The sequence below is a fragment of the Bremerella volcania genome, from assembly GCF_007748115.1.
Classification (GTDB): Bacteria; Planctomycetota; Planctomycetia; order Pirellulales; family Pirellulaceae; genus Bremerella; species Bremerella volcania.
The window spans coordinates 3,328,226-3,352,952 of sequence record NZ_CP036289.1; the positions used below are offsets into that span (position 1 = coordinate 3,328,226).

Sequence of the window (24,727 nt, forward strand, 5' to 3'; positions counted from 1 at the left end):
CGCAGCTGTCCTTTCTAGGTCTCGTTGAAGGCTCGTTCGAGAAGTTGTTGCTGCTCGAATTCATGAGCCGCTTTGGATCCGGTTGCCGGGCTGGAAGATGTCTCCCGGGCGATTACGGAGAGTGGGAATCGCTCGAACATACGATGCCCGTATCGTAATTTCCAGTAAGGCCACACGCCCATATTGTCGGGTTCTTCCTGGACCCAATACAAGGGGACGCCGTCTTCATATTGGTCGAGGACAGCCTGAACGGTGTGATTCTTCAGCGGGTAAGGCTGCTCAACGCGAATAATCGCTACATCGTGACGCTGATGTTCTTCGCGATAGTGAGCCAGGTCGTAGTAAACCTTGCCGCTGCACATGATTACCCGCGAGGTCTTTTCCGGGTTGTCGCGGTTGTCTTTGATGATCCGCTCGAACTTGTTGCTGGCCAATTCTTCGAGCGAAGAAACGGCCGACGGATGCCGCAAGAGACTCTTGGGGGTAAACAAAATTAACGGTTTCTTCCACGAACGCTTCATCTGACGACGAAGCACGTGAAAGTACTGTGCTGGAGTCGTTGGAATGGCGACTTGAATGTTGTCTTCCGCGGCCAGCCACAGGAAGCGTTCGAGACGAGCACTCGAGTGCTCGGGACCCTGCCCTTCGTAGCCGTGCGGCAGCAGCAGCACCAGACCACTTAGGCGGCGCCACTTGTCTTCGGCACTGGCCATGAACTGGTCGATGATCACCTGAGCCGCGTTGCTGAAGTCGCCGAACTGGGCTTCCCAGGCCACCAGGGCATTAGGATAGTCCAGGCTATAGCCGTAGTCGAAGCCAAGCACGCCTGCTTCGCTGAGCGGGCTGTTGACAATCTCGACCGGTGCCTGCTTCGGAGACAGATTCGAGAAAATGCTGTGCTCGTGGCCGTCGTTGATGTCGTGCAGGACCGAATGCCGCTGGTTGAACGTACCACGTTGGCAGTCCTGACCGGAAAGCCGAATGCGGTGCCCTTCCATCGAAAGGGTGGCAAACGCTAACGCTTCGGCCGAGGACCAGTCCAACAGACGTTCGCCGTTGGCCATCTCTTTCCGCTGATCGGCAATACGGCTTAGCTTGCGGTTGCGGTGGAAGTCCTCCGGCACGGAAGCCAACATTCGCAGAATCTCGGCCGAGCGATCGACCGGAATTCGCGTCTCGGGGCACTCATCGGCCGGATCGTGTTCCGGGTCCTCGGCTGTTGGCTCCAGACCGCCGTCGAATTCTTCCCAAACGCCTTCGGGACGACGCAGAGAACGTTCCTTCATTTCCTGGGCGATATCGTATTCACCCTTGAGGAACTCCTGGTAGTCGTCCGACATCTTGTTGGCTTCTTCGGTCGAAATCCGTTTCTGCTCAATCAGCCGCTCCAAGTAGCTGTCGCGAATCGGCGTCTGCTTGTCGATCGCTTTGTACATCATGGGCTGCGTGAAGCTGGGTTCGTCCGCTTCGTTGTGCCCCAAGCGGCGGTAGCAAACCAGGTCGATGATCACGTCACGCTGGAACTTCTCGCGGAAGTCCATCGCCATCGAAACGACGTCGGCCACGGCTTCGGGGTCGTCGCCGCTGACGTGGAAGATCGGAATCTGCAGCATGCGGGCGATGTCGGTGCAGTACCGCGTGCTGCGCGATTGATCGACCGAGGTCGTGAAGCCGATCTGATTGTTGACGATGACATGAACCGTTCCGCCAACCTTGTAGCCTTCCAACTGGCTCAGGTTGAGCGTTTCCTGAACGATGCCTTCGCCAATGAAAGCCGCGTCACCATGGATCAGGACGGCCATACCCTTGCGGCGATTAACGTCGCCGGTACGGTCTTGCTTCGCACGCAGACGCCCGAGCACGACCGTGTTGATGAACTCGAGATGGCTCGGATTGAACGAAAGGGACAAGTGGACTTCGTTACCGGAAGTGGTCACCTTGTCGACGCTATTACCCAAGTGGTACTTCACGTCGCCACCACCGATGAACTGGTGGAAGTCGACGTCGTTGAACTGGGCGAACAGCTCACGGGGAGCCTGGCCGATGATGTTCGTGAGCACGTTCAGACGACCGCGGTGAGGCATCCCCAGCACCACTTCTCGAACGTTGTTGGACGCCGCTCGATCGACCAGCAGGTCCAGCATCGGAATGAGCATTTCCGAGCCGAACAGCGAGAACGTCTTGGCTCCAACGTACTTTTTGCGAACGAATTCCTCGAAAACTGTCGCTTCGGTCAGACGTTGTAGGATTTGCTTCTGAACGGCGTTGGGTAGTTCTTTGATGTGCGACTGACGTTCGATGCGATCGATCAACCACTGCTGAACGCTCAGTTCGTCGATGTGGGTGAACTGATACCCGATGTGTTTGCAGTAGAGACCCTCCAGCCGCTGGACGAGTTCTCGCAGGGGAATCTGCTCGATCTGTTCGCCGCAGGTGTAGTAAACCCGCTCTTCAAGATCGGACTTCGTCAGGCCGAACGATTCCAGCGACAGCGGCGTGCGAACTTGCTTGTTCAGCCGAAGTGGATCGAGTTGGGCGTTGTAGTGTCCGCGCGAACGATAGCCGTTGACCAACTGGTCGGCACCGTACTGCACCTTTTGAAGCTTGACGTTGCCGCGGACGCCACTGACCGGTGCGGTGAAATCTCCGCCAGACTCACGGAAAATGCTGCGTGGCTGGAAGGAAGGGGCGCGCGATCCTAACTCGGTGGCAGAAATCCCGTTCTCGGCGGCTTGCTGGTCGAAGAAGTCGCGCCAGTTCTCAGGGACACCATTGGGGTCGTCGAGATACTTCAGCAGTAGCTGCTCGACATAGCTGGCGTTGTAGCATGCCAGGTCGACTTCGTCGGCCGACGCCGTATTGGCCTGCCTGGGGGAACTTTCTGAGATCATTGTTTCGCGATGCCTCTTGAACTTCTAGTTTTACGCGATTCTTCCATGGAGCATAGGTAGCCTACGGGCTGCTTGACCTGACAATGCCAAGATTTCCAATTTCTTCCGAACCAAGGAAATATTGATATCGAACCATGCCTGTTCCTGCCGGATTCGGGACACGCAAAAGCTCACTCGGAGGGAGCTGAGAGGTCCTGCCAGAAGTTGCCATGGAGGGGTTCATCTTGGGGTACCCCGCATCCTTGGCCGGGGAGCCTAAACCGCTTTGTGATGAAAGGTGGGACCTAATAAGTATTCGAGAAAGCGAAATCCCATCTATTAGGATTTCTGCCGCAATAAAAACGCATTAGCGTACAACGTGCCAACCTAATCGTCTATTTCAATTCTGCCGGTTGGATCAATTTTGCTCAAAATGAAATCTGGCGTGATTAATTTCTGTGCGCCCGGTGTCGACTGCTAGAAAGCTGTTCCACAATATGGCTGGAAACTCGCTGTCCTGTGTCACTCGACTCGGGGTAACGTTGTAAACTGTATCGCAATTCTAACAGGTTCGATCGAGAGTCAACGTTGGATAACGCTACCGATTGTTGGGCCATATCCGCTAAAATCAGTCCACATACCGGCACGTTCAAACATGAGGTAACCTCTAGTCCCGGCGTACGGAAAGCGATAAGTTCTCAGTTTTGTATTTTTTCCTTGCTGAGAGCATGGAAATGAGATAAAAAGTAGAGCATATCGCGGGATAGTCGCTGCCACGGGCATTCCACCCATTTGAAGTAATATAACAAGCGTAAAGACGATGGCAAAGAAGACTGGGCGAACGGCCGTTCGAATGAAAGATGTTGCCGAAGTGGCTGGCGTTTCTCGCATGGCCGCATCGGCGGTACTGATGGGTACCGGCAACGGACGAATTCGCGTTTCGGAAGAAACCGCGGAGACGATTCGTAAAGCGGCGGCTGATCTCGGCTATCGCCCCAACATCGCCGCTCAACAACTCGCCGGCAAGAAGAGCAACGTCGTCGCCTTGGTTGTGCGTGAAACGCGGAACTTCCTGACGCAAAAGGTCACGGCCGAACTGCAACGCGAGGCCGAAGAGCATGGACTTCGTCTTCTCTCGGTCGGATCGTACCCTGACCTGGATGGGCTGAAACGGGTTGTTCAAGACCTCGATGCCGGATGGGTGGATGGCGTCATGTATCTCGCCCACGAGAATGAAGAGCAATGGGAAGAGGTTGGCAAACTCTTTGAGTCTCGGCGAAATGTCTTAACCGTTCTGGAGAACCTCGGCATTGATGGGACTTGCCGGGTGGTTAGCGACGTTCGCACGGGTGCCAAGGAAACCATCGACCACCTGGTTTCGACCGGCCGAAAGAAGGTGGCGCTTCTGACCGAGCAGCGGGAATCGCTTTCGATTCTCGATCGAATCGTCGCCTACCGAGAGGCCCTGGCCGAGCACGGCAGGGAGCTTTCCGAAGACCAGATTGTCGTTGATACCAAAGGTTGGCTGGTCAACGATCCGACGACTTATCCGCGATTCGATGAAATCTGTCGCCATTTGGTCGAAGGGGTAGGTGCCGATGCCATTCTGTGCGATACCGATTTCAACGCGGTCGCCGTGTGTCGATCCTTGCGTCGACTCAACATGGCCATCCCCGACAAAGTCGCGGTTATCGGATGGCACGACCTGCAATTCTCGTCGCTGCTTGATCCGCCGCTGACGACGGTCGCTCACGATCTACCGGCCTTGCTCAAGGCCGCCGTGAGTCTCATCCAGTCGGAAGAAGAGGAGACGCAATCGGAAATTCTCATTCCGACCAAGCTCAGAATTCGACACACTTCCTGACGCCAAGTTGCCAAATCGTTGGACACTTGGTCATGTCGTCCCCGCACTGTCCGCCTCTCGACCGAGAAGAAAGTACGTACCTTGGTCGCCAAGCCCCGTCTCCAGCTTTTTCCATCCTTGACGGCGATAGAAGTCGAGCGCTCGCCGGTTGGTTGCCAGGCACTTCAATTTCCAGGGAAATGGCAACCACTGGGTAAGTGATTCCATCAACTTGGTCCCAATTCCCTGACCTTGGTACTGGTGATCGACAAACAGACAGTGGATAAACGACTCGGGCTCCCAGACGGTCACTGCCCCGATTAGTTGACCGTCTTCCAAGACCGCCACGTAGACGCGTTCCCCCTCGGTCGTCTTGGCGAAGTCCGCTTCCGGCACCGAACCTTCAGGAAGCCAGTCAGCACTGCGGATGAAACGCTCAAACAGTGCCTGAAGTTCGGTCGAATCAGAGGGTTGAGCTGCGCGGATCGTGACCATACCTTCCAGAGAGCGTCCAGCGGAACGAGGTTCACGGTTATCAGGCCCAGATTAAGACGTCGCCTTCTTAGTCTGGAAGCAATTGGTGATGTCGTCCAGGATCATGTACAGACATGGCACCAATACCAGGATGATGCCCGTGGCGAAAAGGATCCCGAAACCGAGCGAGATGGCCATGGGGATGATGTACTGCGCTTGCAGGGAAGTCTCGAAAATCAGCGGAACAAGGCCGCCGAAGGTGGTGGCCGTCGTGAGCATGATGGGGCGAAATCGTCGGAGGCCAGCCTGGCTGATGGCATCGAACGCAGAACTTTCCCCCCGGTAGCGATTTGCGTAGTCGATCATGATCAGCGAGTCGTTAATCACCACGCCTGACAAAGCAATGACCCCCATCAGACTTACCAGCGAGATGTCGTAACCCAGAATGATGTGCCCGATGATCGCTCCCACGATCCCGAAGGGAATGGCCACCAACACGATCAGGGGCTGCACATACCCGCGAAAGGCGATCGCCAGCAGGGCGTAAATCACCCCCAGCGCGAGGCAAAACGATCCCCACAGCGAGGCCGTCGCCCGTCGCATTTCCGCGTCGCTTCCCTCAAACGTCCAGGTAATGCCGGGATAGTCTTCCCGCAGTTTCGGAAGTTCCTCGTTCTTCAGCGCCGTGATGACCTGGGTAATGGCCCGCTTCGGCTCGACATCCATCGATACATTGATTGCTCGCCGGCCATCACGGCGATTGATCGACGAGAACGCCTGGTTTCGCTCGACGTCGGCCACATCCAGCAGTGGGACTTCCGTGCCGCTGGGAGTCCGAATGACCAGATCTTCCAGGTGATGAACGTCCTCACGCTGATGTTCGGGAAGTTTCACGCGAACTTCGATCTCGTTCGTCCCCCGCAACAGTCGCAGCGCTAACGAGCCATAGAAGGCACCTCGCAATTGATCGCCGAGTTCTTCATCGGTAAGCCCCAACGCACGCCCCTCGGGACGAAGCTTGAAGTCGAACTGCGATTTGCCTTTGTTGTAGTTGTCGCTGACGTCACGCGTATTGGCGAACTTCTTCGCTCGCTCGACGAATGCCTCGGCTGCTTTGCCTAGGACTTCGACGTCGCTGTGACTCAGATCGACGCTCACGTCCTGGCGGTAACCGCCGGGGCCGCTTTCCGCTTCGAAGGTTACTTGCGACACGCCAGGCAAGTCGCCGATGGCATCGCGCCACAGTTCGATTACTTCGTTCGCGGTCATGTCACGCTCGTCCGGCGGTTTCATGACGATTTCGACGTCGATGAAGTTCTGTCCCCGCACGTTGGTTTTGATCCCTTCGGCAACCTCATGCAGGTTGTGCTCCTCGAACATCCGCGTACTGGCCGCGGTGACGATTTCCGCGATCTCGGCGGCCTGATCTTGCGTGGTACCGACCGGCATTCGAATGCCGGCCTCGATCTCATCAGCCGAAACCTCTGGCATGAGGATCATGCCCATATGAGCACTGGTCGCGTAACCGCCAATCACCAGAAAGAGCCCCAAAGCCGCCGTGGCCGTAACGTAGCGGTAACGAAGACACATGGTAAGAATCGGACCGTAAATCATCTCGACGAATCGCTGGAACCCGCGGAGGAAAGCCTGTTGGCAGCCATGGAGCCAGGCCCCCAGACCTCCTTTCTTTTGACCAGCCGCACGAGCGTGTGCCAAGTGGGCAGGCAAAATGAACAGCGATTCCAACAGCGAAAGGGAAAGCACGATGATCACCACCACCGGCAACGGTCCCCAGAACTTGCCGGTTTCGCCTGGGATGAACATCAGCGGAACGAACGCCACGATGTTGGTCAGAATGCTGAAGATCACCGGCCCCGACACTTCGCGGGTACCTTCGATTGCGGCGGTTAAATAGTCGCTTTCTTCCTGTCGCTTTTCATAGACGTTTTCGCCGACCACGACAGCATCGTCCACCACGATGCCCAGCACCACCAGGAAACCGAACAACGAGATCATGTTGATGCTGACGTCCGCCGCCGGAAGGAACAAGATTCCCCCGATGAAGGATACCACCATGCCCATCATCACCCAGAACGCCAGGCGAACTTCCAGGAAGAGCGCAAGAATCACCAGCACGATCACCACGGCAATGACGGCATTTTCCATGACCAGGTAAAGTCGTCGCCGGAATTCCTCGGCGTTATTTCGATCGATCCGCCACTTCACGCCTGGTGGCATCACGCTTTCAAACTCTTTCATCGACTCTTGGACTGCATTGGCGATGTCGATGGGAGATTGCGATCCGACGCGGAAGATGTCGATTTCCACCGAAGGCGTTTGACTGAACTGCGAATGAAAGCCGACTTCGTCAAATCCATCGCGGATGGTGGCAATCTCTTCCAGACGAACAATCGAGCCACCGCGATTGGAGACGATCTCGATCTTGGCGAATTCTTCCGCCCATTGTTTTCGGGCTTTCACGCGCAGCAGGATTTCACCCGCGCTGGTAGCGACGGACCCTGCCGCGACGTCGGAACTGGACACACGAATCGTGTCGGCCACATCCGACAGCGTCAGCCCGTATTCACGCAGCCGCTCGCGAGGGATCTCGACATGCGTGACGTATTCGGGAACCCGTCGAAGTTCGACCTGGGTAATATCCGGATGGGACTGCAACTGGTCGCGGAGCTGTTCGGCCAGTTTTCGCAGCGTCCATATGTCGACTGGGCCATAGAGCCCGACTTGCATTACTTCCCGTTGTCGCGATTGAAGCCGCACCTCAGGCTGGTCGATTTGATCCGGGAACGTACGAATCCGGCTGACGGCCTGATCGATATCCTGAAAGGCTTTCATCCGGTTCTCGCCGGCGACCAATTCAATCAACACTTCGCCGCGGCCTTCCCGTGCCTGGCTGGTGATCTCTTGAATCCCTTCTACGCCACGTACGGCCTCTTCGATGGGGCGCAAGATGCCCTGCTCGACTTCCTCCGGTGCCGCCCCGGGGTAGCCGACATAGACCTCCACGACATCGAGTTGAAACTGAGGAAATACCTCCTTCTGCATCACCATCGCCGTCCAGACGCCACCGACCAACAGAATGATCATCAGCAAATTCGCGGCGATCGAATTACGGGCCATCCAACCGATGGCCCCGTCTTGCGGGGCTGCTTTGACTTCAGGTTCGCTCAATCGGTGGACTCCTCATCAAGAGGCGTCGTCGACGCATCCACCTTTTTCAAACCGATGCCCGCCGCTACGGTGGCGAGCGTGGTAATCACGACCTCGTCGCCCGAGTCGAGGCCTTCGTCGATGTAGGCGTAGGTGGCGTCACGAAAGACGACCGATGTTTCGCGGATCTCCAGCTTGCCATTCTTCATCACCCAGACGGTATCTCGGTTATGAACATACTCACGATTAAGACGCACGACGTTCTCGATCGGGCGTCCCTCGATGTGCGTTTCGATCAACGTGTCGAGAATCAGCGGAGGAACATCCGACTTCATAGCCAGTGGGTCCGCAACCACAATCAACACGCGTGCGAGCCGCGTTTGCTGATCCAGGCTGCCAATCATTCGCGAGACCGAAGCATAGCGTTCGACTCCATTGGGCCACGTGTCGGGATCGCGAAGCGTGACCAGCGAGCTTCGACCGTCTTGTTCGGGAAATTGTATCCATTTCAGGCTGCGGACCGGTACCGAAGCCATGATCCAGTATTCATCGACTCCCACGAGCCGAGCCAGATTGTCTCCTGGGCCAACCTGGGAGCCGACATTGACCCGGCGGTCGAGGATTTGCGCGTCGAAAGGAGCGGTAATGCTTGTGCGTTTCAGGTCGAGCCGGGCACGCTCGATCGCTGCTTTGGCCGCATTGACCTCGGCTTGAATCGATTCGACCTGCGGCTCTCGCAAGACGAGGGCTCGATTCGCCTCGTCGATGGTCCCCTCCAACAGAGCCAGCTCCTTCTTGGCCAATGATTGTCGCCCTCGCTCGATCTCGAGCGAAGCCGCGGCCTGCTGTAGTTCGCTCTCTCGAACGGAGATGGTGTTCTCGAAATCGGCAGGATCAATCTGCAGGAGAAAGTCATCCTTTTTGACCATGCCCCCAGGGACGAACTTCGGAGACAAGGAGATTACCTGGCCATTGACGCGAGGACTGAGCGTGATCTCTTGGGCGGCCTGAACGGTTCCCAGAACGACGATCGTCGGCGAATACGTTCCCTTCTCGACCGACACCGTTTCGACGATGGCGGCCGACTTGCGCGTCGCTTCAATCTGCTGCGCTTTCGGTTCGGTTTGGTTGATCACGATGATCGCAGCCACCGAGACGCCGAGGATCGTCAGACACACCATGGCCGTGCCCAGGAATTGCAGGACTTTCACGATGGTCGAGGTTGCCTGCGGCGAGGCATCATTCATCGATATCGTTCTCCTCGGGCAACTGCTCCACGATTACCGGCGGAGCGCCTTCAATGATTTCGATGGGAACGCCGTCTACGTATTCCAAGGGAATGTTTGCCAGAGGATAGGCTTGTCGAGGGTCAAAATCACCAGCCAGGGCCAGGTAGAGTGCAATGCGGTTAAGTATCAATTCTAGTCTTGCGGACAAAACGTTTCGCTGCAAGCTTTGTTCCTGTTGGATGGAACTCAAAACGTCGAGGTACTCCGTCTCGCCGATCAAGTACTGTTCGCGAAGTTGGATCGAAGCCTGGTGCGCCAGTTTGGCCTGAGTCTCCAGCTTCTCGATCCGCTGCAGCTGATACTGCTCGCGGACCAGCGCGTTTTCGACTTCCTGATAGGCAATCAGCACCGTCTGGGAAAACTCTGTGAATCGGAGCCGTACGGTGGCGACGTTACGATCGACTTCGGCACGACGCTGACCGCCGTCGATCAGTGGGGCGATCAATTGCCCTGCCACCGAAAACACCCATTCACGAAAGAGGTTCTCGGGGCTTTCGGCAACGGTAGTGAACGATGCGGCTAGATTCAATCGCGGATACTGGGCACTGACGGCCGAAGCCAAATCACGATCGGCCGCCCACAGCGCGAGAAAGTCGCGGCGAATGTCAGGACGGCGATTCAAAAGCTCAGCAGGTAATCCGGTTTCCGGCAATGGTGGCAGCTGAGGCAATTGAGCCCCCGGCGAATAGCTCGCCTCTTGCGGCGGTTGGCCCTGCAGCACGGCTAGGAGATGCTCCAACACTTCAATCCGTGACAGGACCACTACACGCTGCTCGCGCGTCGACTCGACCAATTGGCGTTGCCGCAAGACGTCGGCGCTACGAATCTGCCCGAGACCGAACCGTGCCTCTTGCAACTTCAGTCCCGTCAAATTTGTCTGAATCTGTTCGTCGAGCAGTTCGATTTGAGCATTCGCTTCAATCAAAGCGAACCACGTTCGTGCGACGTCGGCGGATAGCGTCAATGCAACCACGTTGAAGTCGGCTTCGGTTGCCGAAGCACGCAGCCACTGGGCATCGACCCGCGAACCGATTTCTCCCCATAGATCGACCTGGTAGGAAGCATCCAGCCCGAGCACCCACCGAGCCGAGTTCGGCGAGTCGGTTCGCACGGTGCTTTCAGCCAAGGCCACCCCGTCGACGTCGGGAAGCAGATCGGAAGCTTCCCGGCGGGCAATGGCTTGAGCCTGAAGGATCCGTTGAAGTGCGCCTTCCAAGTCAAAATTGCCTCGCAGGGCGATATCGACCTGTTGATCGAGTTCCTGGTCGTCGAAGGTGGTCCACCAGAAATCTCGCAGCGGGGCTTGGCCGCTTTCCGAAAAGGGGGGAGGCGACTGGGTCGGCAACTTGACGGCCGATTCTTTCCCCGCGCAGCCGGACCCAGAAAGCTGCAGCACCAAAAGCAGCAACCACGTCAAGAACCAGCCTGTGGAAAGGTGGGAATTCATCGGCCGAGATATTAGCCTGCCAATTTGATCCAAGGCAAGATCAAATTGAGACTTACGTGCGGGCTAGCAGAAGATCGTCTGCGGCTACATCAGGCCCAACAGATCGCCTTTCGGCCCCTCAAAGCGGGGGCTTCGTTGGTTAACCGGTTACCAAATGATTGGCAGTCTGTTCGGGGCTGTGCATGATTCGCAGGTCGACATCGTTGAGCCGCATCCTGGCAGATTCCAGATAGACCCCGAACAGTCCAGCGGAAAACGTGGAGTCCGCAAGAGTTAGGATGATTCGACCATTCACCGAAAACTCGATGTAATGACCAAACGCGATCAAGCAAATCTCCGCCTCACCAGGGGTTTCGCTTCGCCAGTTACCACTTTGCAGTGCCTGGAACTGCATCATATGCTCGCCGCTGCCTGGAGCACCGGTGTGCCAGGCCCTCAGTTGAGCCATCCCTTTGAGCAAATCCAACGATAGGTAGTATCCATCTTGCGTCTCGGGATCGACTCGGAAAATGACCCCACACTTTCCAAGGCCATACAGGTCAATCTTGGCCGTGAACTTCGCTGACTCGATCGAACCATCGAAAACGTAGGCCTGGAATCCCGCCTCACATCCCAGGTCCAGGTTGTTGCCGTCGATCGAGCAGAATTGCCGACCGATCCCTTGCTGTAGTTGGTGGATGCAGCGCGTGTCGACTCGTTCTCCGATGAACTTGTCGAGCCCTTCGAAGGTGGTCGTGCGCAACATGCCATTCTCAGTGAGTTGTAGCCGTTTCGGAGGAGGCATTATATTGCGAGCCGTTCGATCGGCACCCCCGAGCGAGAAGAAGTTCCACAGCAGCCATCCCTTGTCATCGCGGCAAATACGACCGGCGTAGTTTCCCTGGGCGAGCAGGACGTTGTCGTAGTAACTGCGCCACGGGTTGCCGATCTTGTCGGTATGCCAATACCGAATCTTCGCGTCTTCACGAATGCTGCCGATCAAGTAGTACTCGTCGTCAAGCTTCAGCAGGTTGGGGACCTCGATATCATCGTACAGGCCAGGATGATGAAGCGACGGTCTGGCCTCGAATTTCTCGGGAGCAATCTCCTCCATCACGCCCACACAGCCCCGGCGGACGATTGGCCCCTCTTTCATGCGGGCCGCCATGATCAACCAGCCACGATCCCCTTCGTGAAAGTAATATGGATCGCGAAAGCTCACCCAGCAGCGTCCCTCGTCGAGACGTGACTCGTAGAATTCCGGAGATGCTTCCAGTGGAAGATGGCTCTCAGGATCGACCATCGCATGACGACAGCTGGTGGACTGCTGCCGCGCAATTTCGCGGGCCTGCATGACTTTGGGAGGATCGTTGGGGCCCCGCTCATCCCTCCAATTAACCGGCCGTTTGTGCCAATGGAAGAGATCGTCACTGACCGCCATCCCGATGCGTTGAATGTTGCCTTGTTCGCGCCGCGAGAGACCGGTGTAGAACATGCGCCACCGCCCTGGCTGGTGTGGATCCGGCGAGACGGCCATCGTCCACAGCATGAGATCATCCCAGGAGCCGGGATCGCCAATGAACAGGGCATTATTCACGCGCCGCCAGTCGATGCCGTTGGTGCTGACCGCGTGCGCGATGAAGTCGTGATTCGGCAGTACCAGGTGAAACAGGTGATAGAGTCCATCGTAATAGACGATATCGACGTCGCCGATCGCCTTTCGACTGCCTTGGGTTTCCGTATACATGGTGCCGATCTCGTTCGAAGAACCGTGTCATCAAGCCTGGCCGAGCATATCAAAGGGCCAGCTTCCTTCGCAGCTTAAGGGATACGGCAGCCTGCTGCGAGAGCAAAACGCGGGTTGATGCCTAAGACGCGGCGAGCGAATTCAATTGAAACTCACCGATTAGCTTCTCGGCGTTGGTGACGAGGTCGAACTCTTGTTCGACGCGAGTTCGACCGTTTTCGGCGAGTCGTCGTCGGAGTTGAGGATCGTGATAGAGCGTCTTGATGTTCTCGACGATCGAGTCGACGTCTCTCGGATTGGGGAGAAGGCCGCATTCGCCGCCGAGAAGCTCCGGAATTCCTGACAGATTGCTGCCAATGCACGGCACCCCACTGGCCATCCCCTCCATAAGCACCACTGGAATCCCTTCGCGCTGTCCGCTCTTGGTGAGAACGCTCGGCGTGACCAGTGCATCGGCGGTAGCCAGGTGTTCGACGATCTGGTCGCGCGTTCTCGGCCCCCAGAACACGACGTGCTCCTTGATTCCCAGCTGTTCGCACTGCGTCTGCAATATTTCTCTATCAGCGCCGTCGCCAATGAAGTGGCACTGAACATCAAACGACGTCTCTCGTAGTCTCGCGCAGGCCTGGATCAGGTAGGTCTGCCCTTTCACTTCGTGGAGCGTCCCGATGCAAAGCAGAATCATCGGGCCGCGTCCCTCATCGAAGCTGGTTGGTGAAGTTCGCGGAGTAAACTTGGCCGTATCGACGCCGCAATGAATGACGTGCACCTTCGAGGCGAACTGCTGACCGCATTCCTCCAGGATCAGATTCCGGTTGTAGTCCGAGATGCCGATCACGGACGAGGCATCCATGACCTTTTCCAGAAGCATATGGCGATCGCAATGAAGATCGGTCCCATGGGCCGTGAAGCTATACGGAATCCCTGTTAGCTGGTGAATGACATAGGCCGTGGCAGCCGGGTGACTACAAAAGTGCGCGTGGATATGCGTGACGCCGCGACGCGTCATATCCTTGGCCATCCACACCGATTTGGGGAAATAAAGAATGGCCCCAGCCAGGTATCGAGTGCTTCCCAGGTTGGCCCGGACCAGCGTTAGCCCGGTGCCCAGATAGGTGATTGGCTTCGTCAGTAGGTAGTACAGGTTGACAAAGATGATGGCCAGCGACAACCAGGGAGTAAAGTGGGCTTTGGCGACGATCGGCTCGGCCTCTTTGTGCATCGTCTTGCACTTTTCGCGGCGAAGAGGATAGACCTCGACCGGAACCCCCGCGCGCTGAGCGGCTAAAATTTCGTACAGCACGAACGTTTCTGTCAGCTTCGGAAAGCGTGACATGATGTAGGCTACCGGCGCATGCGTGACGACGGTGTCTTCGCGTTCGTTTTCGGTCTGTTCGGCTTCTGCTGCAATCGCCATACGAAAGTTCTTTCAACCAGTTTGTTCTGTGCTTAGCAGACGTCCCAAATAGGGAACTCGGGCAACCTCGGGGAAAACGTTCGCCACTTCCAGGTCATCGCGACACAACCAGGCAAACAGGACTGATGCCGCCCCAAGCAGCACCGGTATCCAAAGTGGATTCACCAGCGCACCGCTCGCTGCGACCCACAGGCCTCCGGTCAGAATCGCGGCCAGCGAGTAGGCTCGGATCAATCGCCAAGCCATCGGGTTCACCTCCACGGTCATGGTAACTGCCACCATGCAGACAATCCCTTGCACGACGAAACCGATCAGAATGGCCCACGCACCGCCGATGGCTCCCCAGGATGGAACCAGAAGCAGGTTCGTACCGACTGCTCCGGCCAGGCTAATGACGTCGACCAGGATCAGTGTTCGCAGTCCACTAACCACACGGATGAGTCGTAAGTTCATTCCGACGATCGTATTGATGAAGAACCCCAACGAAAGGATCGCCAACGTCGATGCGGAGTCGGCATACTGCTCGCCAAACAGCAGCACGCAAAGTTGCTCCGGCATCAGGAAGCATGCCAGGAAGAGCGGAAAGGAAAGGACCGTGGTCCAGACGGTCGTTTTTCGGAAAAGGTGATTCAACGAATCGATCGCATTTTCGGAAAACAAACGCCCAGCGCTGGGCATGAAGAGCATCGAAAACGTCGCGATGACGATGTCGTTCAGGCGTGCGGCAGGAAATACCGCCTGGAACCCGGCGACCTCGGACGGCGTGTGAAACAGGCCGATGATCAACACGACCATCGCGCCACGCATCAGAAAGCCAACATCGCCGAAGATAAGCGTGAGGCTGTAGCTGAAGACTTCGCGAGCGGTCGATTTCATGTCCTTCCAGGTGACACGCACGAAGTCGTTGCGCTCGCGAATCAAACTGCGAACCAAAGTCGCGTAGATAAGCACGCCAATCAGCGAGGCAATCAGCTGACCCGCCGCGAAGGCAAAAACCCCTCCGCCTGCCAATACAACCACGATGACGGCCACCAGCCGCAACAGAGGGCCCAGGATATGCTGCCGGACAAAGATGGCCCGTGGTTTGCCAAACACCGAGAAGAGCGAGGTGACGAAACAATCGAGAACGATGCAGGGCGTCATCCAAATCATGACCAGCATCAGGTCCATCGATCGCGACGGACTCGAATAAGCGTGTTCTGCTCCCCAGGTAATGTAGATGACCACGATCGCCAACAAGGAACACAGAAACGTGGCCACCGCCATTAATAACGCCGCAGCCGAGAACTTCGTAAGATCGCCGCTGCTCTGATACCGAGGAAGCACACGCAGCGCCGTCTTATCCATTCCAAACGCAGCGAAGACGGCGGTGACCGCCACCGCGGACAACGCCACGGAATAGACGCCGAACTCGTCTTTGGAGAAGTACCGAACGGCCGCAAGCTGAATCGCGAAGTTCATGCCCAGCGATAGGCACCGCCCAGCGAAGAGGAGCGAGGACCCTCGAATGCCCCGGGCGATCTCCCCACTATTTGGGGTGGGGGGTGTTGTCGTGCTCTTACTCATCAAGATGGGCAGTGAGATATCCGCGTGTTCGAAATGGGACCTTAGCGCCCATTATGCTTGCCCCCAACCTGCCTGAAGGTCGGAAAAATTCTGATTTACATCTCCAGGACGCTCAAAAACGATGGTTGGTGAGCGCCTACCCACCAACCACTTCGCAAGTAGCATCGTTGTCAGATTGTGTCGATCGTTGCCTCTCCCAAAGAACAGGATTTCGAACTTCGCATTTCGCGTCGAAGCAAGTCGGAATTCCTGCAGACTTTACTCACGGTCGTGCCCATGATGGTCACCGACGGGGTGAGCATCGTGGTCGCCATGGCGCTTGCGCAAGTACTGGTGGGTACAGTATTTCCGGAGGTGCACTACGCGATCACGCGACAACTTCTCCCCCTACTGGCCATCGCCATCGTCACGTTCACCATCGGAGGTGCCTATCGCATCTGCGGGCTACATCCCAGCCAAGAGTTGCGTCGAATCGCATTGCTGGACAACACGTCGCTTTTGCTGCTACTGGTGGCAAACCTTCTGCTTAGCGAGTCGAGTACTTCGTACGAACTCTCGTTGATCTGCCTGACTTTGGTCCTGCTCAACGTGATCCATCCAGGCGTTCGCCTAGCCAGCCGAACCCTACTAAGCACCCAGCCATGGTGGGGATGGTCGGTTGTCGTGGTGGGGCATCGCGATCACGCACAGCGGGTCATGCGACATATCGAGAAGAACGCGGAACTGGCCATGCGTCCTGTCCGCCTTCTGACTTCCGACGAATTTCAAGCCGTTACCACCACGCCTGAGAAAGAACAATTGGCCCGCGAAACCGTGGCCAAAAGTCACGCCACCATCGTTGTGATGGCCGTCGAAGATAGTGACCCCGCTTCTTACTGCAGCGATATCGACTTTTGGTCGACCCAGGCCAAGGACGTCATCATTGTTCCCTCTGACTTCCAGTGGCCGACGCTCTGGACCGAAGCCCGGGACATTGGCGGTATCATGGGTCTGCATGCCAGGGCGAAGCTGCTCTCTCATTGGCGACTTCTCGCGAAACGCCTTTTGGACATTGGGCTGATCATTCTGTTTGCGCCGCTGCTGTTCCCCATTTGTTTGCTGATCGCGGCTTTGGTCCGACTGAATTCCCGCGGCCCCGTCTTCTTCGGTCATAAACGCATTGGCCGCTTGGGAAGAACGTTCATGGCGTGGAAGTTCAGGAGTATGATTCCCAACGCGAACGAAGTACTCGAAAACTACCTGAAAGAACACCCCGAACTGCGTGCCGAGTGGGAACGTGACCACAAGCTGAAAGACGATCCCCGAATCATCCCTGGCGTGGGGCATATCATCCGCAAATTCAGCCTCGACGAACTTCCCCAGATCTGGAACGTGCTTCGCGGCGACATGAGTCTTGTCGGCCCGCGCCCCATTGTCGATTCCGAAATTGAGAAGTACTGCGACGTGTTCCCGCTCTATCTCAAGGTCACTCCTGGGATTACTGGCCTGTGGCAGGTATCCGGAAGAAACAATACAACCTATCAAGAGCGCATAACGCTCGACGCATTCTACGTGCGGAATTGGTCACCGTGGCTGGACTTATATATCTTAGCAAGGACAATAAAGACAGTAGTACTACGCGAAGGTGCTTATTAGCATCTTTCAAATAGCCACATGGTGTATGCGAACAATTGCAGGACTCTTGTAAGATGGGCGCTGTCTCCCAACTGGTACCGCAACGAATGATCTCGCACGTGCGTCCCATCGTCCTGAAACCTGCCCAGCTGACGTTCGCTCAGTTATCGGCTTGGAAGGTCATCCTGGCGAACGATCCCACGCTCCAATCTCCGTTCTACCAACCTGAATACACGCAAGCGGTCGGACAGGTGCGCGCTGACGTGCATGTCGCTGTGATTGAACAAGGTGACACACCGGTCGCATTCTTTCCTTTTCAACGAGGAGCTTCCGGATTGGGACTACCGGTGGGGGGAAAACTAAATGACTTTCAAGGAATCATCGGCCAGATCCCTGAATCTCTGTCAATTCCAGCGCTTTTGAAGGAGTGCGGCCTGTTCAGCTGGGCGTTCGATCATCTGCCGGATACGCAGTGCGACCTGTTGTCGACGTGTAACGGCGGCGCATCTTCGCCGTACATCGATTTTTCAAACGGTTGGAAAGCCTACCAAGAAGACCGCGCTCAGGCCCACTCGTCCATCATTCGCGAAACCAGGCGAAAGCAACGCAAGCTTGCCCGCGACGTGGGAGACATTCGCTTTGTCTTTCAATCAGATGAAGATGAGGTCTTCGACCAATTACTTGATTGGAAGTCGGCCCAGCGCCGCAGTACAAAGACGTTCGACGTGTTGCAGATGGACTGGGCTCGAGCCGTGCTAGAGAATCTCCGCACAATTCGGACCGACCAATTCAGCGGCTGCCTGTCGGCGCTCTATGCGGGAGACCGCCTGATCGCGGCACATTTCGGACTCATTGCCAATCGCGTCATGCACCTGTGGTTCCCCGCTTACAGCGTCGAATTTGCCAGCTATTCGCCTGGTGTTTGTCTGATGTTGAATATGTTGGAAGAGGCAGACTCGAGAGGCATTCAACGTTTTGACCTGGGCAAAGGGGACGAACGTTTTAAGCAGCGACTCTCCAATGGTGCGACCATCGTTTGCCAAGGCGCCGTGACGTCGAACGCTTGGGCTAACTACTGCAATAGCGTCTATGACATGGCTCGCAAGGGTGTTCGTCAGCTGCCATTTCGAGGCCTGCTAAGAGGCTCGAAGCGTTGGCTCGACTCGTGGCTTTATCGATAGCCAGTTAAGCAACTCGGTTCGAGTTCCAGATGTCGACGCGTCGTCCGGTCAGGAACTGGTACCAGCCGCTCAGTGCGGAGAAGTTGGCCATGCAGAAGAAGTAAGGAACCGCCATAATCTTCGCCAGCTTATTGCGGAAGATTGGCGTATTTCTCAGCATGATTCCAATCAGGGCAAGGAAGTAAAATGCCAGTTGCAGGCCCAATAGCAGCTGATAAACGAAGCCTTGTTCGACGCACGCCAGGTTTAACAGCAGGATCACGGGCAGCAAAAAGATCACGCTCCAGCGAAGCAGTTTGTGCGATGCCAGTTGGAACGAATAGAACCCATAGGCCAACGGATTCAAAAGAGTCCGCATCACCCAAAGCCCACGAATTCCACGAGCAATGATACGGGACTTTCGACGAAATTCCGCTTTGTCGGAAGCCGCGACTTCCTCGTAGGCAATCGCGCCCGGCTCGAAAACCAGGCGGTATCCCTTAGCGACCACTCGCGTTGAAATCAGGAAGTCGTCGCACACACCGGATGGAACCGGTTCGAATAATTCACGACGAACCGCATGAATGGCACCCGTCGAAGAGGTCACGCTCCCTGATCGTGATTGCATTCTCTTCAGAAATCGGTCGAAATTCCAAAAAATTCGCTCGCCGAGACTACCTGCGTTTCCTTTGTCGGTGGTGTATACCTGGTCCCCAGCGACACCACCCACATTAGGGTCGGAAAAGCACGCGGCGATCGCTTTCAAGGAGCCTGCTTCGTACATGCTGTTGGCGTCGGAAAATACAAGAATTTCCCCTTGGGCCTGGGCGACGGTTTCGTTCAGCGTGCTGATCTTTCCTTGCCGCGGACATGCGACAAGGCGCACGCCGTGCTGCTCGAACCCTTGAACGATTTCGTTAGTGCGATCGTCGGAACCGTCTGAACCAACAAGGATTTCAAGCTTTTCACGCGGGTAGTCCAATGAGATTGCGTTTTGCAGTTTTTCCGCAATTACTTCCTGTTCGTTGTGCGCAATGATCACCAAAGTAAGGCTGGGAGTGGAAGGCGATTTTCGAATCGGACGTGCCAATACTCCCCGAACCACAAGAAGAACAGGAAAGCCAACATAGGCATAGATTACCACTGACAGTGCCAGCCATAACGTAACGCACGGAAGGGTCATTTTGATTGCGATTCATTGGTATAAATGTTGGAGTTATCTTATTCAGACTATTCACAAAACAGTACATGGCAAGCAATATGGATTCAGAATAATCTAATATTTATGCGTTAATGTGAGTGGAACGACCCTCTTGCTTCGCGCACAGCACGCTCTAACCGTTCCCCTTGAATTCAGCTCTGATGTTCCAATCCCAAACTGAAGACCATTCGGGCAGTTCAGACCAAATTCGCGTCTCCACTTTCTTGCGCAAGTGGTACTACTTCGCGATTACCATTCCGGTGTGCATTGGTCTCGGTGTCGTTCATTACTTCCTGGTGACGCCAACCTACGTCGTCACAGCACGCATTCTCATCCAAGAGCGTGGCCGTCCGCTAACGCCGCAAGAGGGGAATGTTTTAGACCAGGCGTTCTTGCCCACCCATGCCGAAATCCTCAGCAGTCCCTCGGTCATCAGTCGTGCCGTACCTTACATTCTCAGCGCTAAGGTCGATTCGCCAGAGAAGTCGCCGATCGACAAGGTACTCGAACGCCTCGAAGTCCGTCCTCTCGCCGGGACTAACGTGATCAGCATTACGTACACCGACGAAGATCCCGAGTGGGCGATCGATGGTCTCAGCAAGATCATCGACTCGTACCGCGAATATCTCTCCGAACGAGAGCAATCGGGACATCAGGAAACGATCGTTTTGCTCGACAAGCGGACCGAGAAGCTCCGGCAGGAGATTGCGGATCTCCAGGTCGAATACCAAGAGGTACGAAGCAAAAGCCCGCTGCTTGGCAACGACGCCGACGCGGCATCCGTGCAGCGAAACAAGCTCATGCGTGTTGTTGAAGAGCTTGTTCGCACTCAGACCCAGCGGATCGCTCTCGAGAATCAACTGGAAACGCTATTGGCAATGTCGGGCGACGTGGCCGATCCGAAGATCCATTGGGTCGCCAAGCCTGCGATCCCACACGAGTTCGACAATCAGCGAAAGATCGTCGAACTCCTTTCGCGCTTGAACGCCGAAGGCCTCCTGGCCGGAGCGCATTTGCAGACGGACCTCGATACCTTGCTCGCTTCCGAAGTGGAGTATTCAGAACTGCGTAAAAGCTACGGGGAGAAACATCCCAGTGTGCTCGGAGTCGCCGATCGGATCCAAACCATTGAGAACCGCCTGAATGAAATCGCCGCTTCAGCACCGGCGGCAATTCGGCAGGAGACTTCGTCACTGCGTCGTCGCGAGACGCAACTGGCATCGCTGTACCAAGAAGAGTTCGCGGAAGCCAAGAAGATCGACGAATATCTCGTGAAGCAGCAGCAGAAACTGGACGAGATCGAGCTTGTCAAATCGGCCCACGATACGATCGTCATGCAATTGAATGAGCTACGTGTCGCCGATCAAGCGGTCACTGAAGGCCGGTCGAGCGTATTGGTAAGCGTCCTCGATGGCCCGATCCTTACCGACGAACTGCTTTGGCCGCAGCCCAAGCCGTTGTTTGGCATTTGCGTACTTGCCGGATTGGCAAGTGGCTTTTGCCTGGTCTTCGCATCCGAGAAGTTGAAGCAGTACAACCCGACAGTCGAACCATCCAGCGCTCCGCGACAGTTGCCGTTGGAGTTCAGTAGAACGGCCTAATCGTCGCTCCATGGAAGCAAGCTCCAGCAAGTCCGATATTCAGCAGATCGCCTATCTCTGGGGAAGTTGGTTCGCCATCATCACCCTCTGGATCCTGGCGGCGTTTCACGTGCTCTCGGGTGCCAGTCCGGTTTGGCTTGGGATCGTCATTCTTCCGGTCGTGCTCGTCGCAGGCTACTTGAAACCCCACCTCGCGACTTATGCCTGCGTGTTTTTAATCTATTCCAACCTGCCGGTCGTCGCGGCACAGTTCCACGGCTTGCCTTATGCAATCGTGGCGATGACGCCTGCGATGCTGCTGCTTCCCCTGGGCTACTTTCTATGGGTACGAGGCGAAGGCATCATCTTTCCGTGGGAAGGAATGTTCGTCGTGGGCATGGTCGTCGTCCAGTCGTTCGGGGTCATGTTCTCGCGGGCCCCGGATGAATCGTTCTCGGATCTGGTCCGGTCGATATTCGAAGGCCTGGGCTTGTTTTTTCTGGTGATCAACGCGATTCGCACGCCGGAGATTCTCCGTGGATCGCTTTGGGCCATTTTGGCGACCGGCGCATTCATGGGTGCGGTGACCGGCCATCAGTATTTGACCAATAACTATCAAAGCGATTACGGCGGACTGGCTCAGGCCGATCAACTCGGCTTTAGCGAAGTCAACGAACGTGGCGTCTCGATCGTTCGAGCACGCTCAGCTGGCCCCATCGGTGAGAAGAATCGTTATGCCCAAAACATGTTAATGCTGCTGCCCATAGGCGTTTGCCTTGCATTAACGCAGCGGAATCAATGGCTCAAAGCGCTGGCCTGGGGCGCGACAGGTTTGACCATCTTCGGCTGGGCCGTGACGTTTTCGCGAGGCTCGGTCGTTGGTCTGGCAGGGGCCATCGTGATAGCCGTTTTCCTCGGGTACTTGCGTCCGAGGGTCTTGGTCGTCATGGGAATCACCGCCGTGCTGTTTGTCGCGGTCATGCCTGCCTATCGAGAGCGAATTACCTCGCTATTGGCCGCCAGCCAGTTAGTTACGTCGACCCAAGGCAGCCAGGAAATTGATGGTTCGCTGCGAAGCCGGGCCACCATCATGATGGCGGCCGCGAACGTGATTGCCGAAAACCCCATCCTAGGTGTCGGTCAGGGAATGTTTCCTTATTACGCTCGCGAGTATGGCAAAAAAAGCGGCTACAGCGTGGTGCATGGCAACTGGGAAGCTCACAACCTGTACCTGGGAATCGGGGCCGATAGTGGCCTCCTTGGGCTCAGTTGTTTCCTGGCGGCGATTGGCGTCGTCATCGTGCGCCTTCATCGCATCCGCCGTCAGTTTCTGCAAACCAATCCGGCGGTCGCGTTAACGGCCACGGCCTTGGTCTTTACGCTGTTGATCTATCTCATGTCAGGCATGTTCTTACATTACTCGTACATCCGCTATTTCTGGCTGATGTTTGCAATGGCCAGCGCTACGGCAACCATTTTCGCTCGAACAACAACGTCGCAGCCGACGAATCAAGCATCTCAGAATTATTCTGATCCCATCCATAAATTAACCAATCAGAATGGATAACGTTGCGGAAATCCGCATTCCAATCAACAACAACCGCTTCAGCGAACATCGTGACAGAGACACCCTTAGAAACGATCGGCATTCTGGCTCCCGGTGAAATGGGTTCCGCCTTGGCGGACGTCTTTCGCCGGAACGGCTGCCGGGTTATCACTTCGGTACAAAACCGAAGCGATCGTACTAAGCAAATCGTCAAGGCGGCACAGCTCGAAACTTTGCCGACTTTACAAGAGGTTGTCGATCAGTCGTCGATCTTGATCTCGACCGCGCCGCCTCAGCATGCGGCAGATCTGGCAAAGGAAGTGGTCGACCTGGTTCCACGCGAGGGCACCCTGTACATCGACGCGAACTCGATCGCGCCCCAAACGACGCGGCATATTCATCAGTTGGTAAGCTCCGCAGGCATGACCATGGTCGACATGGCCATTCGCGGTCTGGCAAGTAAACTCGTTCAGCAGGGTGCGATCTACTTGAGTGGACCACAGCTAGAGCGGATTGCTCCACTGCTTCGTCCCATCGAGACAGAAGATCTGGGCGACGAAGTTGGCAGCGCATCGCTCTTGAAGATGCTGATGGGAGGACTTTCCAAGGGAGTCGCCACACTGGTCATGGAACTGGGTGTCGGTGCCGAGCGTGCCGGAATTCTTGACCGGTTTCTGCAGGGAGTGGGCCGATATTACCCAGACGTCATGGCGGCCATGGAATCGGTTCTTCCCACCTATCCACAACATGCCGGGCGGCGTGCCCACGAGCTACACGAAGTCGCCGCATGCCTGGCCGAATGTGGTATCGAAAGCCAGGTCGTTGCCGGGAGTGGTCGACTTCTTCAAAGTTGCTCGCAAACGGACTTGGAACAGTCGAGCGCCCAACTCAAAACAGCTAACGTTCACGAAATCATCCGAGCTTTGTCGCATCAATCATCGTTCTTATCGTTATCTACAGGTCAGCCCTTCGTAGATTCGCACTAGCCAACGTTCGCCGGACGCCAGCAACGCAAAAAAACAGCATCATGAATAAACGCCTAAGGTCAGCCGCTTTGAATCCCGGACCGGGATTTCGAATTCGCACCGACTTTGTCCGTCTCGAAGCGATCGTCTATCGACAACTGGCCCGCTTCGAGACGCCGGACATCTCGGACATGCTCAACCGTCTTTATGCGGTCGACTCCAACATTCGTTCGCTCGCCAGTACCAATCATCGCATTTACGGTCCCGTTTGCACGGTGAAAGTCTTTCCTGGCGACAACCTGATGGTTCACAAGGTACTTGATATCGCCAAGCCGGGTGATATCGTGGCGATCGATGCGGGCGGTTCCCACATGAATGCCGTCCTGGGCGACATCATCTGCACCAAGGCGCGCCATCGCGGCATTCAAGGCTTTATCGTCGACGGACTGATTCGCGACCTACCACAGATTCAGGAACTCGATTTTCCGGTGTTTGCTCGCGGCGAGACCGCGATCGGACCGCTGCATCGAGGTCCTGGCGAAATCAACTTCCCGATCGCTCTGGGGGGCATCGTCGTGAACCCTGGGGATGTGATTGTTGCTGACGCCGCAGGCATCGTCGCTGCCCCTCAAGACATCGTCGCCGAGCTGATCCGCCGTTTGAAAGTCCACGAGGCTGGCTCCCGCGAGTACATCGAAGCCGTGCAGCGGGGCGAATTCTCGAATGCCTGGGTCGACGAACTCCTTGCCGAACAGAACTGCGTCATCGAGACACCTGAAGTCGATCCTCTTCCCTCCGTGTTGAAGGACTCCGTTACCCTACCTGGTCCGATCGAATCCGAAGAACACGCGTAGGTTTCGT

Annotated in this window: 16 protein-coding genes; 7 read left to right on the forward strand and 9 right to left on the reverse strand. The window is 56.1% G+C overall.

Features of this window, described 5'->3' with window-relative positions; translation table 11 throughout:
• Positions 1-14: 14 nt before the first annotated feature.
• On the reverse strand, positions 15-2,891 hold the full coding sequence (locus Pan97_RS13465; protein ID WP_144973334.1) for a 2-oxoglutarate dehydrogenase E1 component: 2,877 nt from the start codon (positions 2,889-2,891) through the stop codon (positions 15-17).
• Positions 2,892-3,690: 799 nt separating this feature from the next.
• Here Pan97_RS13465 and Pan97_RS13470 point away from each other — a divergent pair.
• Positions 3,691-4,734: a LacI family DNA-binding transcriptional regulator gene (locus Pan97_RS13470; protein WP_144973336.1), complete on the forward strand. Its 1,044-nt coding sequence runs from the start codon at positions 3,691-3,693 to the stop codon at positions 4,732-4,734.
• Between the two features lie 30 nt (positions 4,735-4,764).
• Here the strand turns inward: Pan97_RS13470 and Pan97_RS13475 are convergent, their stop codons facing one another.
• The 7 genes from Pan97_RS13475 to Pan97_RS13505 all read right to left on the reverse strand — a co-directional run bounded on the left by Pan97_RS13475 (position 4,765) and on the right by Pan97_RS13505 (position 15,800).
• Entirely contained in the window at positions 4,765-5,208 is a 444-nt protein-coding gene (locus Pan97_RS13475; protein ID WP_144973338.1) for a GNAT family N-acetyltransferase, read from the reverse strand.
• 51 nt (positions 5,209-5,259) lie between these two features.
• Positions 5,260-8,325 carry an efflux RND transporter permease subunit gene (locus Pan97_RS13480; protein ID WP_144978396.1) on the reverse strand — a complete coding sequence of 1,022 codons (3,066 nt, stop codon included), beginning with the start codon at positions 8,323-8,325 and terminating at the stop codon, positions 5,260-5,262.
• A 47-nt stretch (positions 8,326-8,372) separates the two neighbouring features.
• Positions 8,373-9,602, reverse strand: a complete 1,230-nt coding sequence (locus Pan97_RS13485) for an efflux RND transporter periplasmic adaptor subunit (RefSeq protein WP_144973340.1) — start codon at positions 9,600-9,602, stop codon at positions 8,373-8,375.
• On the reverse strand, positions 9,595-11,061 hold the full coding sequence (locus Pan97_RS13490) for an efflux transporter outer membrane subunit (protein ID WP_196782093.1): 1,467 nt from the start codon (positions 11,059-11,061) through the stop codon (positions 9,595-9,597). The genes Pan97_RS13485 and Pan97_RS13490 overlap by 8 nt, the downstream gene beginning before the upstream one ends.
• 169 nt (positions 11,062-11,230) lie before the next feature.
• On the reverse strand, positions 11,231-12,817 hold the full coding sequence (locus Pan97_RS13495) for a glycoside hydrolase family protein (protein WP_144973344.1): 1,587 nt from the start codon (positions 12,815-12,817) through the stop codon (positions 11,231-11,233).
• A gap of 121 nt (positions 12,818-12,938) precedes the next feature.
• Entirely contained in the window at positions 12,939-14,234 is a 1,296-nt protein-coding gene (locus Pan97_RS13500) for a glycosyltransferase family 4 protein (RefSeq protein ID WP_144973346.1), read from the reverse strand.
• Between the two features lie 12 nt (positions 14,235-14,246).
• Positions 14,247-15,800: an oligosaccharide flippase family protein gene (locus tag Pan97_RS13505; RefSeq protein ID WP_144973348.1), complete on the reverse strand. Its 1,554-nt coding sequence runs from the start codon at positions 15,798-15,800 to the stop codon at positions 14,247-14,249.
• Between the two features lie 177 nt (positions 15,801-15,977).
• Here Pan97_RS13505 and wbaP point away from each other — a divergent pair, with 177 nt between their 5' ends.
• Both wbaP and Pan97_RS13515 read left to right on the forward strand, forming a co-directional pair.
• Positions 15,978-17,435: an undecaprenyl-phosphate galactose phosphotransferase WbaP gene (gene wbaP, locus Pan97_RS13510; RefSeq protein ID WP_144973350.1), complete on the forward strand. Its 1,458-nt coding sequence runs from the start codon at positions 15,978-15,980 to the stop codon at positions 17,433-17,435.
• A 53-nt stretch (positions 17,436-17,488) separates the two neighbouring features.
• Positions 17,489-18,595 carry a GNAT family N-acetyltransferase gene (locus Pan97_RS13515; protein ID WP_144973352.1) on the forward strand — a complete coding sequence of 369 codons (1,107 nt, stop codon included), beginning with the start codon at positions 17,489-17,491 and terminating at the stop codon, positions 18,593-18,595.
• 4 nt (positions 18,596-18,599) lie between these two features.
• Here the strand turns inward: Pan97_RS13515 and Pan97_RS13520 are convergent, their stop codons facing one another.
• Positions 18,600-19,757: a glycosyltransferase family 2 protein gene (locus Pan97_RS13520; protein ID WP_144973354.1), complete on the reverse strand. Its 1,158-nt coding sequence runs from the start codon at positions 19,755-19,757 to the stop codon at positions 18,600-18,602.
• A gap of 179 nt (positions 19,758-19,936) precedes the next feature.
• On the opposite strand from Pan97_RS13520, the gene Pan97_RS13525 reads away from it, so the two are divergent.
• From Pan97_RS13525 to Pan97_RS13540, 4 genes are read left to right on the forward strand one after another with little or no spacing between them, the layout of a single operon-like run.
• Positions 19,937-21,376, forward strand: coding sequence for a GumC family protein (locus tag Pan97_RS13525; RefSeq protein ID WP_144973357.1), 1,440 nt, complete (start codon positions 19,937-19,939; stop codon positions 21,374-21,376).
• A gap of 10 nt (positions 21,377-21,386) precedes the next feature.
• Positions 21,387-22,922 carry an O-antigen ligase family protein gene (locus tag Pan97_RS13530; RefSeq protein WP_144973359.1) on the forward strand — a complete coding sequence of 512 codons (1,536 nt, stop codon included), beginning with the start codon at positions 21,387-21,389 and terminating at the stop codon, positions 22,920-22,922.
• A gap of 50 nt (positions 22,923-22,972) precedes the next feature.
• Positions 22,973-23,887 (forward strand): NAD(P)-dependent oxidoreductase, encoded by a 915-nt coding sequence (locus Pan97_RS13535; RefSeq protein WP_144973361.1) that lies wholly within the window; start codon positions 22,973-22,975, stop codon positions 23,885-23,887.
• Between the two features lie 41 nt (positions 23,888-23,928).
• Entirely contained in the window at positions 23,929-24,720 is a 792-nt protein-coding gene (locus tag Pan97_RS13540) for an RraA family protein (RefSeq protein ID WP_144973363.1), read from the forward strand.
• The last annotated feature ends 7 nt before the right edge of the window (positions 24,721-24,727 follow it).

Bases quoted from the DNA above. Each gene is read 5' to 3' on its own strand.
- Pan97_RS13530 (WP_144973359.1), top strand. From the start codon at position 21,387: ATGGAAGCAAGCTCCAGCAAGTCCGATATTCAGCAGATCGCCTATCTC.
- Pan97_RS13525 (WP_144973357.1), top strand. From the start codon at position 19,937: ATGTTCCAATCCCAAACTGAAGACCATTCGGGCAGTTCAGACCAAATT.
- Pan97_RS13540 (WP_144973363.1), top strand. From the start codon at position 23,929: ATGAATAAACGCCTAAGGTCAGCCGCTTTGAATCCCGGACCGGGATTT.
- Pan97_RS13480 (WP_144978396.1), bottom strand. From the start codon at position 8,325: ATGGCCCGTAATTCGATCGCCGCGAATTTGCTGATGATCATTCTGTTG.
- Pan97_RS13465 (WP_144973334.1), bottom strand. From the start codon at position 2,891: ATGATCTCAGAAAGTTCCCCCAGGCAGGCCAATACGGCGTCGGCCGAC.
- Pan97_RS13475 (WP_144973338.1), bottom strand. From the start codon at position 5,208: ATGGTCACGATCCGCGCAGCTCAACCCTCTGATTCGACCGAACTTCAG.
- Pan97_RS13505 (WP_144973348.1), bottom strand. From the start codon at position 15,800: ATGAGTAAGAGCACGACAACACCCCCCACCCCAAATAGTGGGGAGATC.
- Pan97_RS13485 (WP_144973340.1), bottom strand. From the start codon at position 9,602: ATGAATGATGCCTCGCCGCAGGCAACCTCGACCATCGTGAAAGTCCTG.
- Pan97_RS13470 (WP_144973336.1), top strand. From the start codon at position 3,691: ATGGCAAAGAAGACTGGGCGAACGGCCGTTCGAATGAAAGATGTTGCC.
- Pan97_RS13520 (WP_144973354.1), bottom strand. From the start codon at position 19,757: ATGACCCTTCCGTGCGTTACGTTATGGCTGGCACTGTCAGTGGTAATC.
- Pan97_RS13500 (WP_144973346.1), bottom strand. From the start codon at position 14,234: ATGGCGATTGCAGCAGAAGCCGAACAGACCGAAAACGAACGCGAAGAC.
- Pan97_RS13515 (WP_144973352.1), top strand. From the start codon at position 17,489: ATGGGCGCTGTCTCCCAACTGGTACCGCAACGAATGATCTCGCACGTG.
- Pan97_RS13495 (WP_144973344.1), bottom strand. From the start codon at position 12,817: ATGTATACGGAAACCCAAGGCAGTCGAAAGGCGATCGGCGACGTCGAT.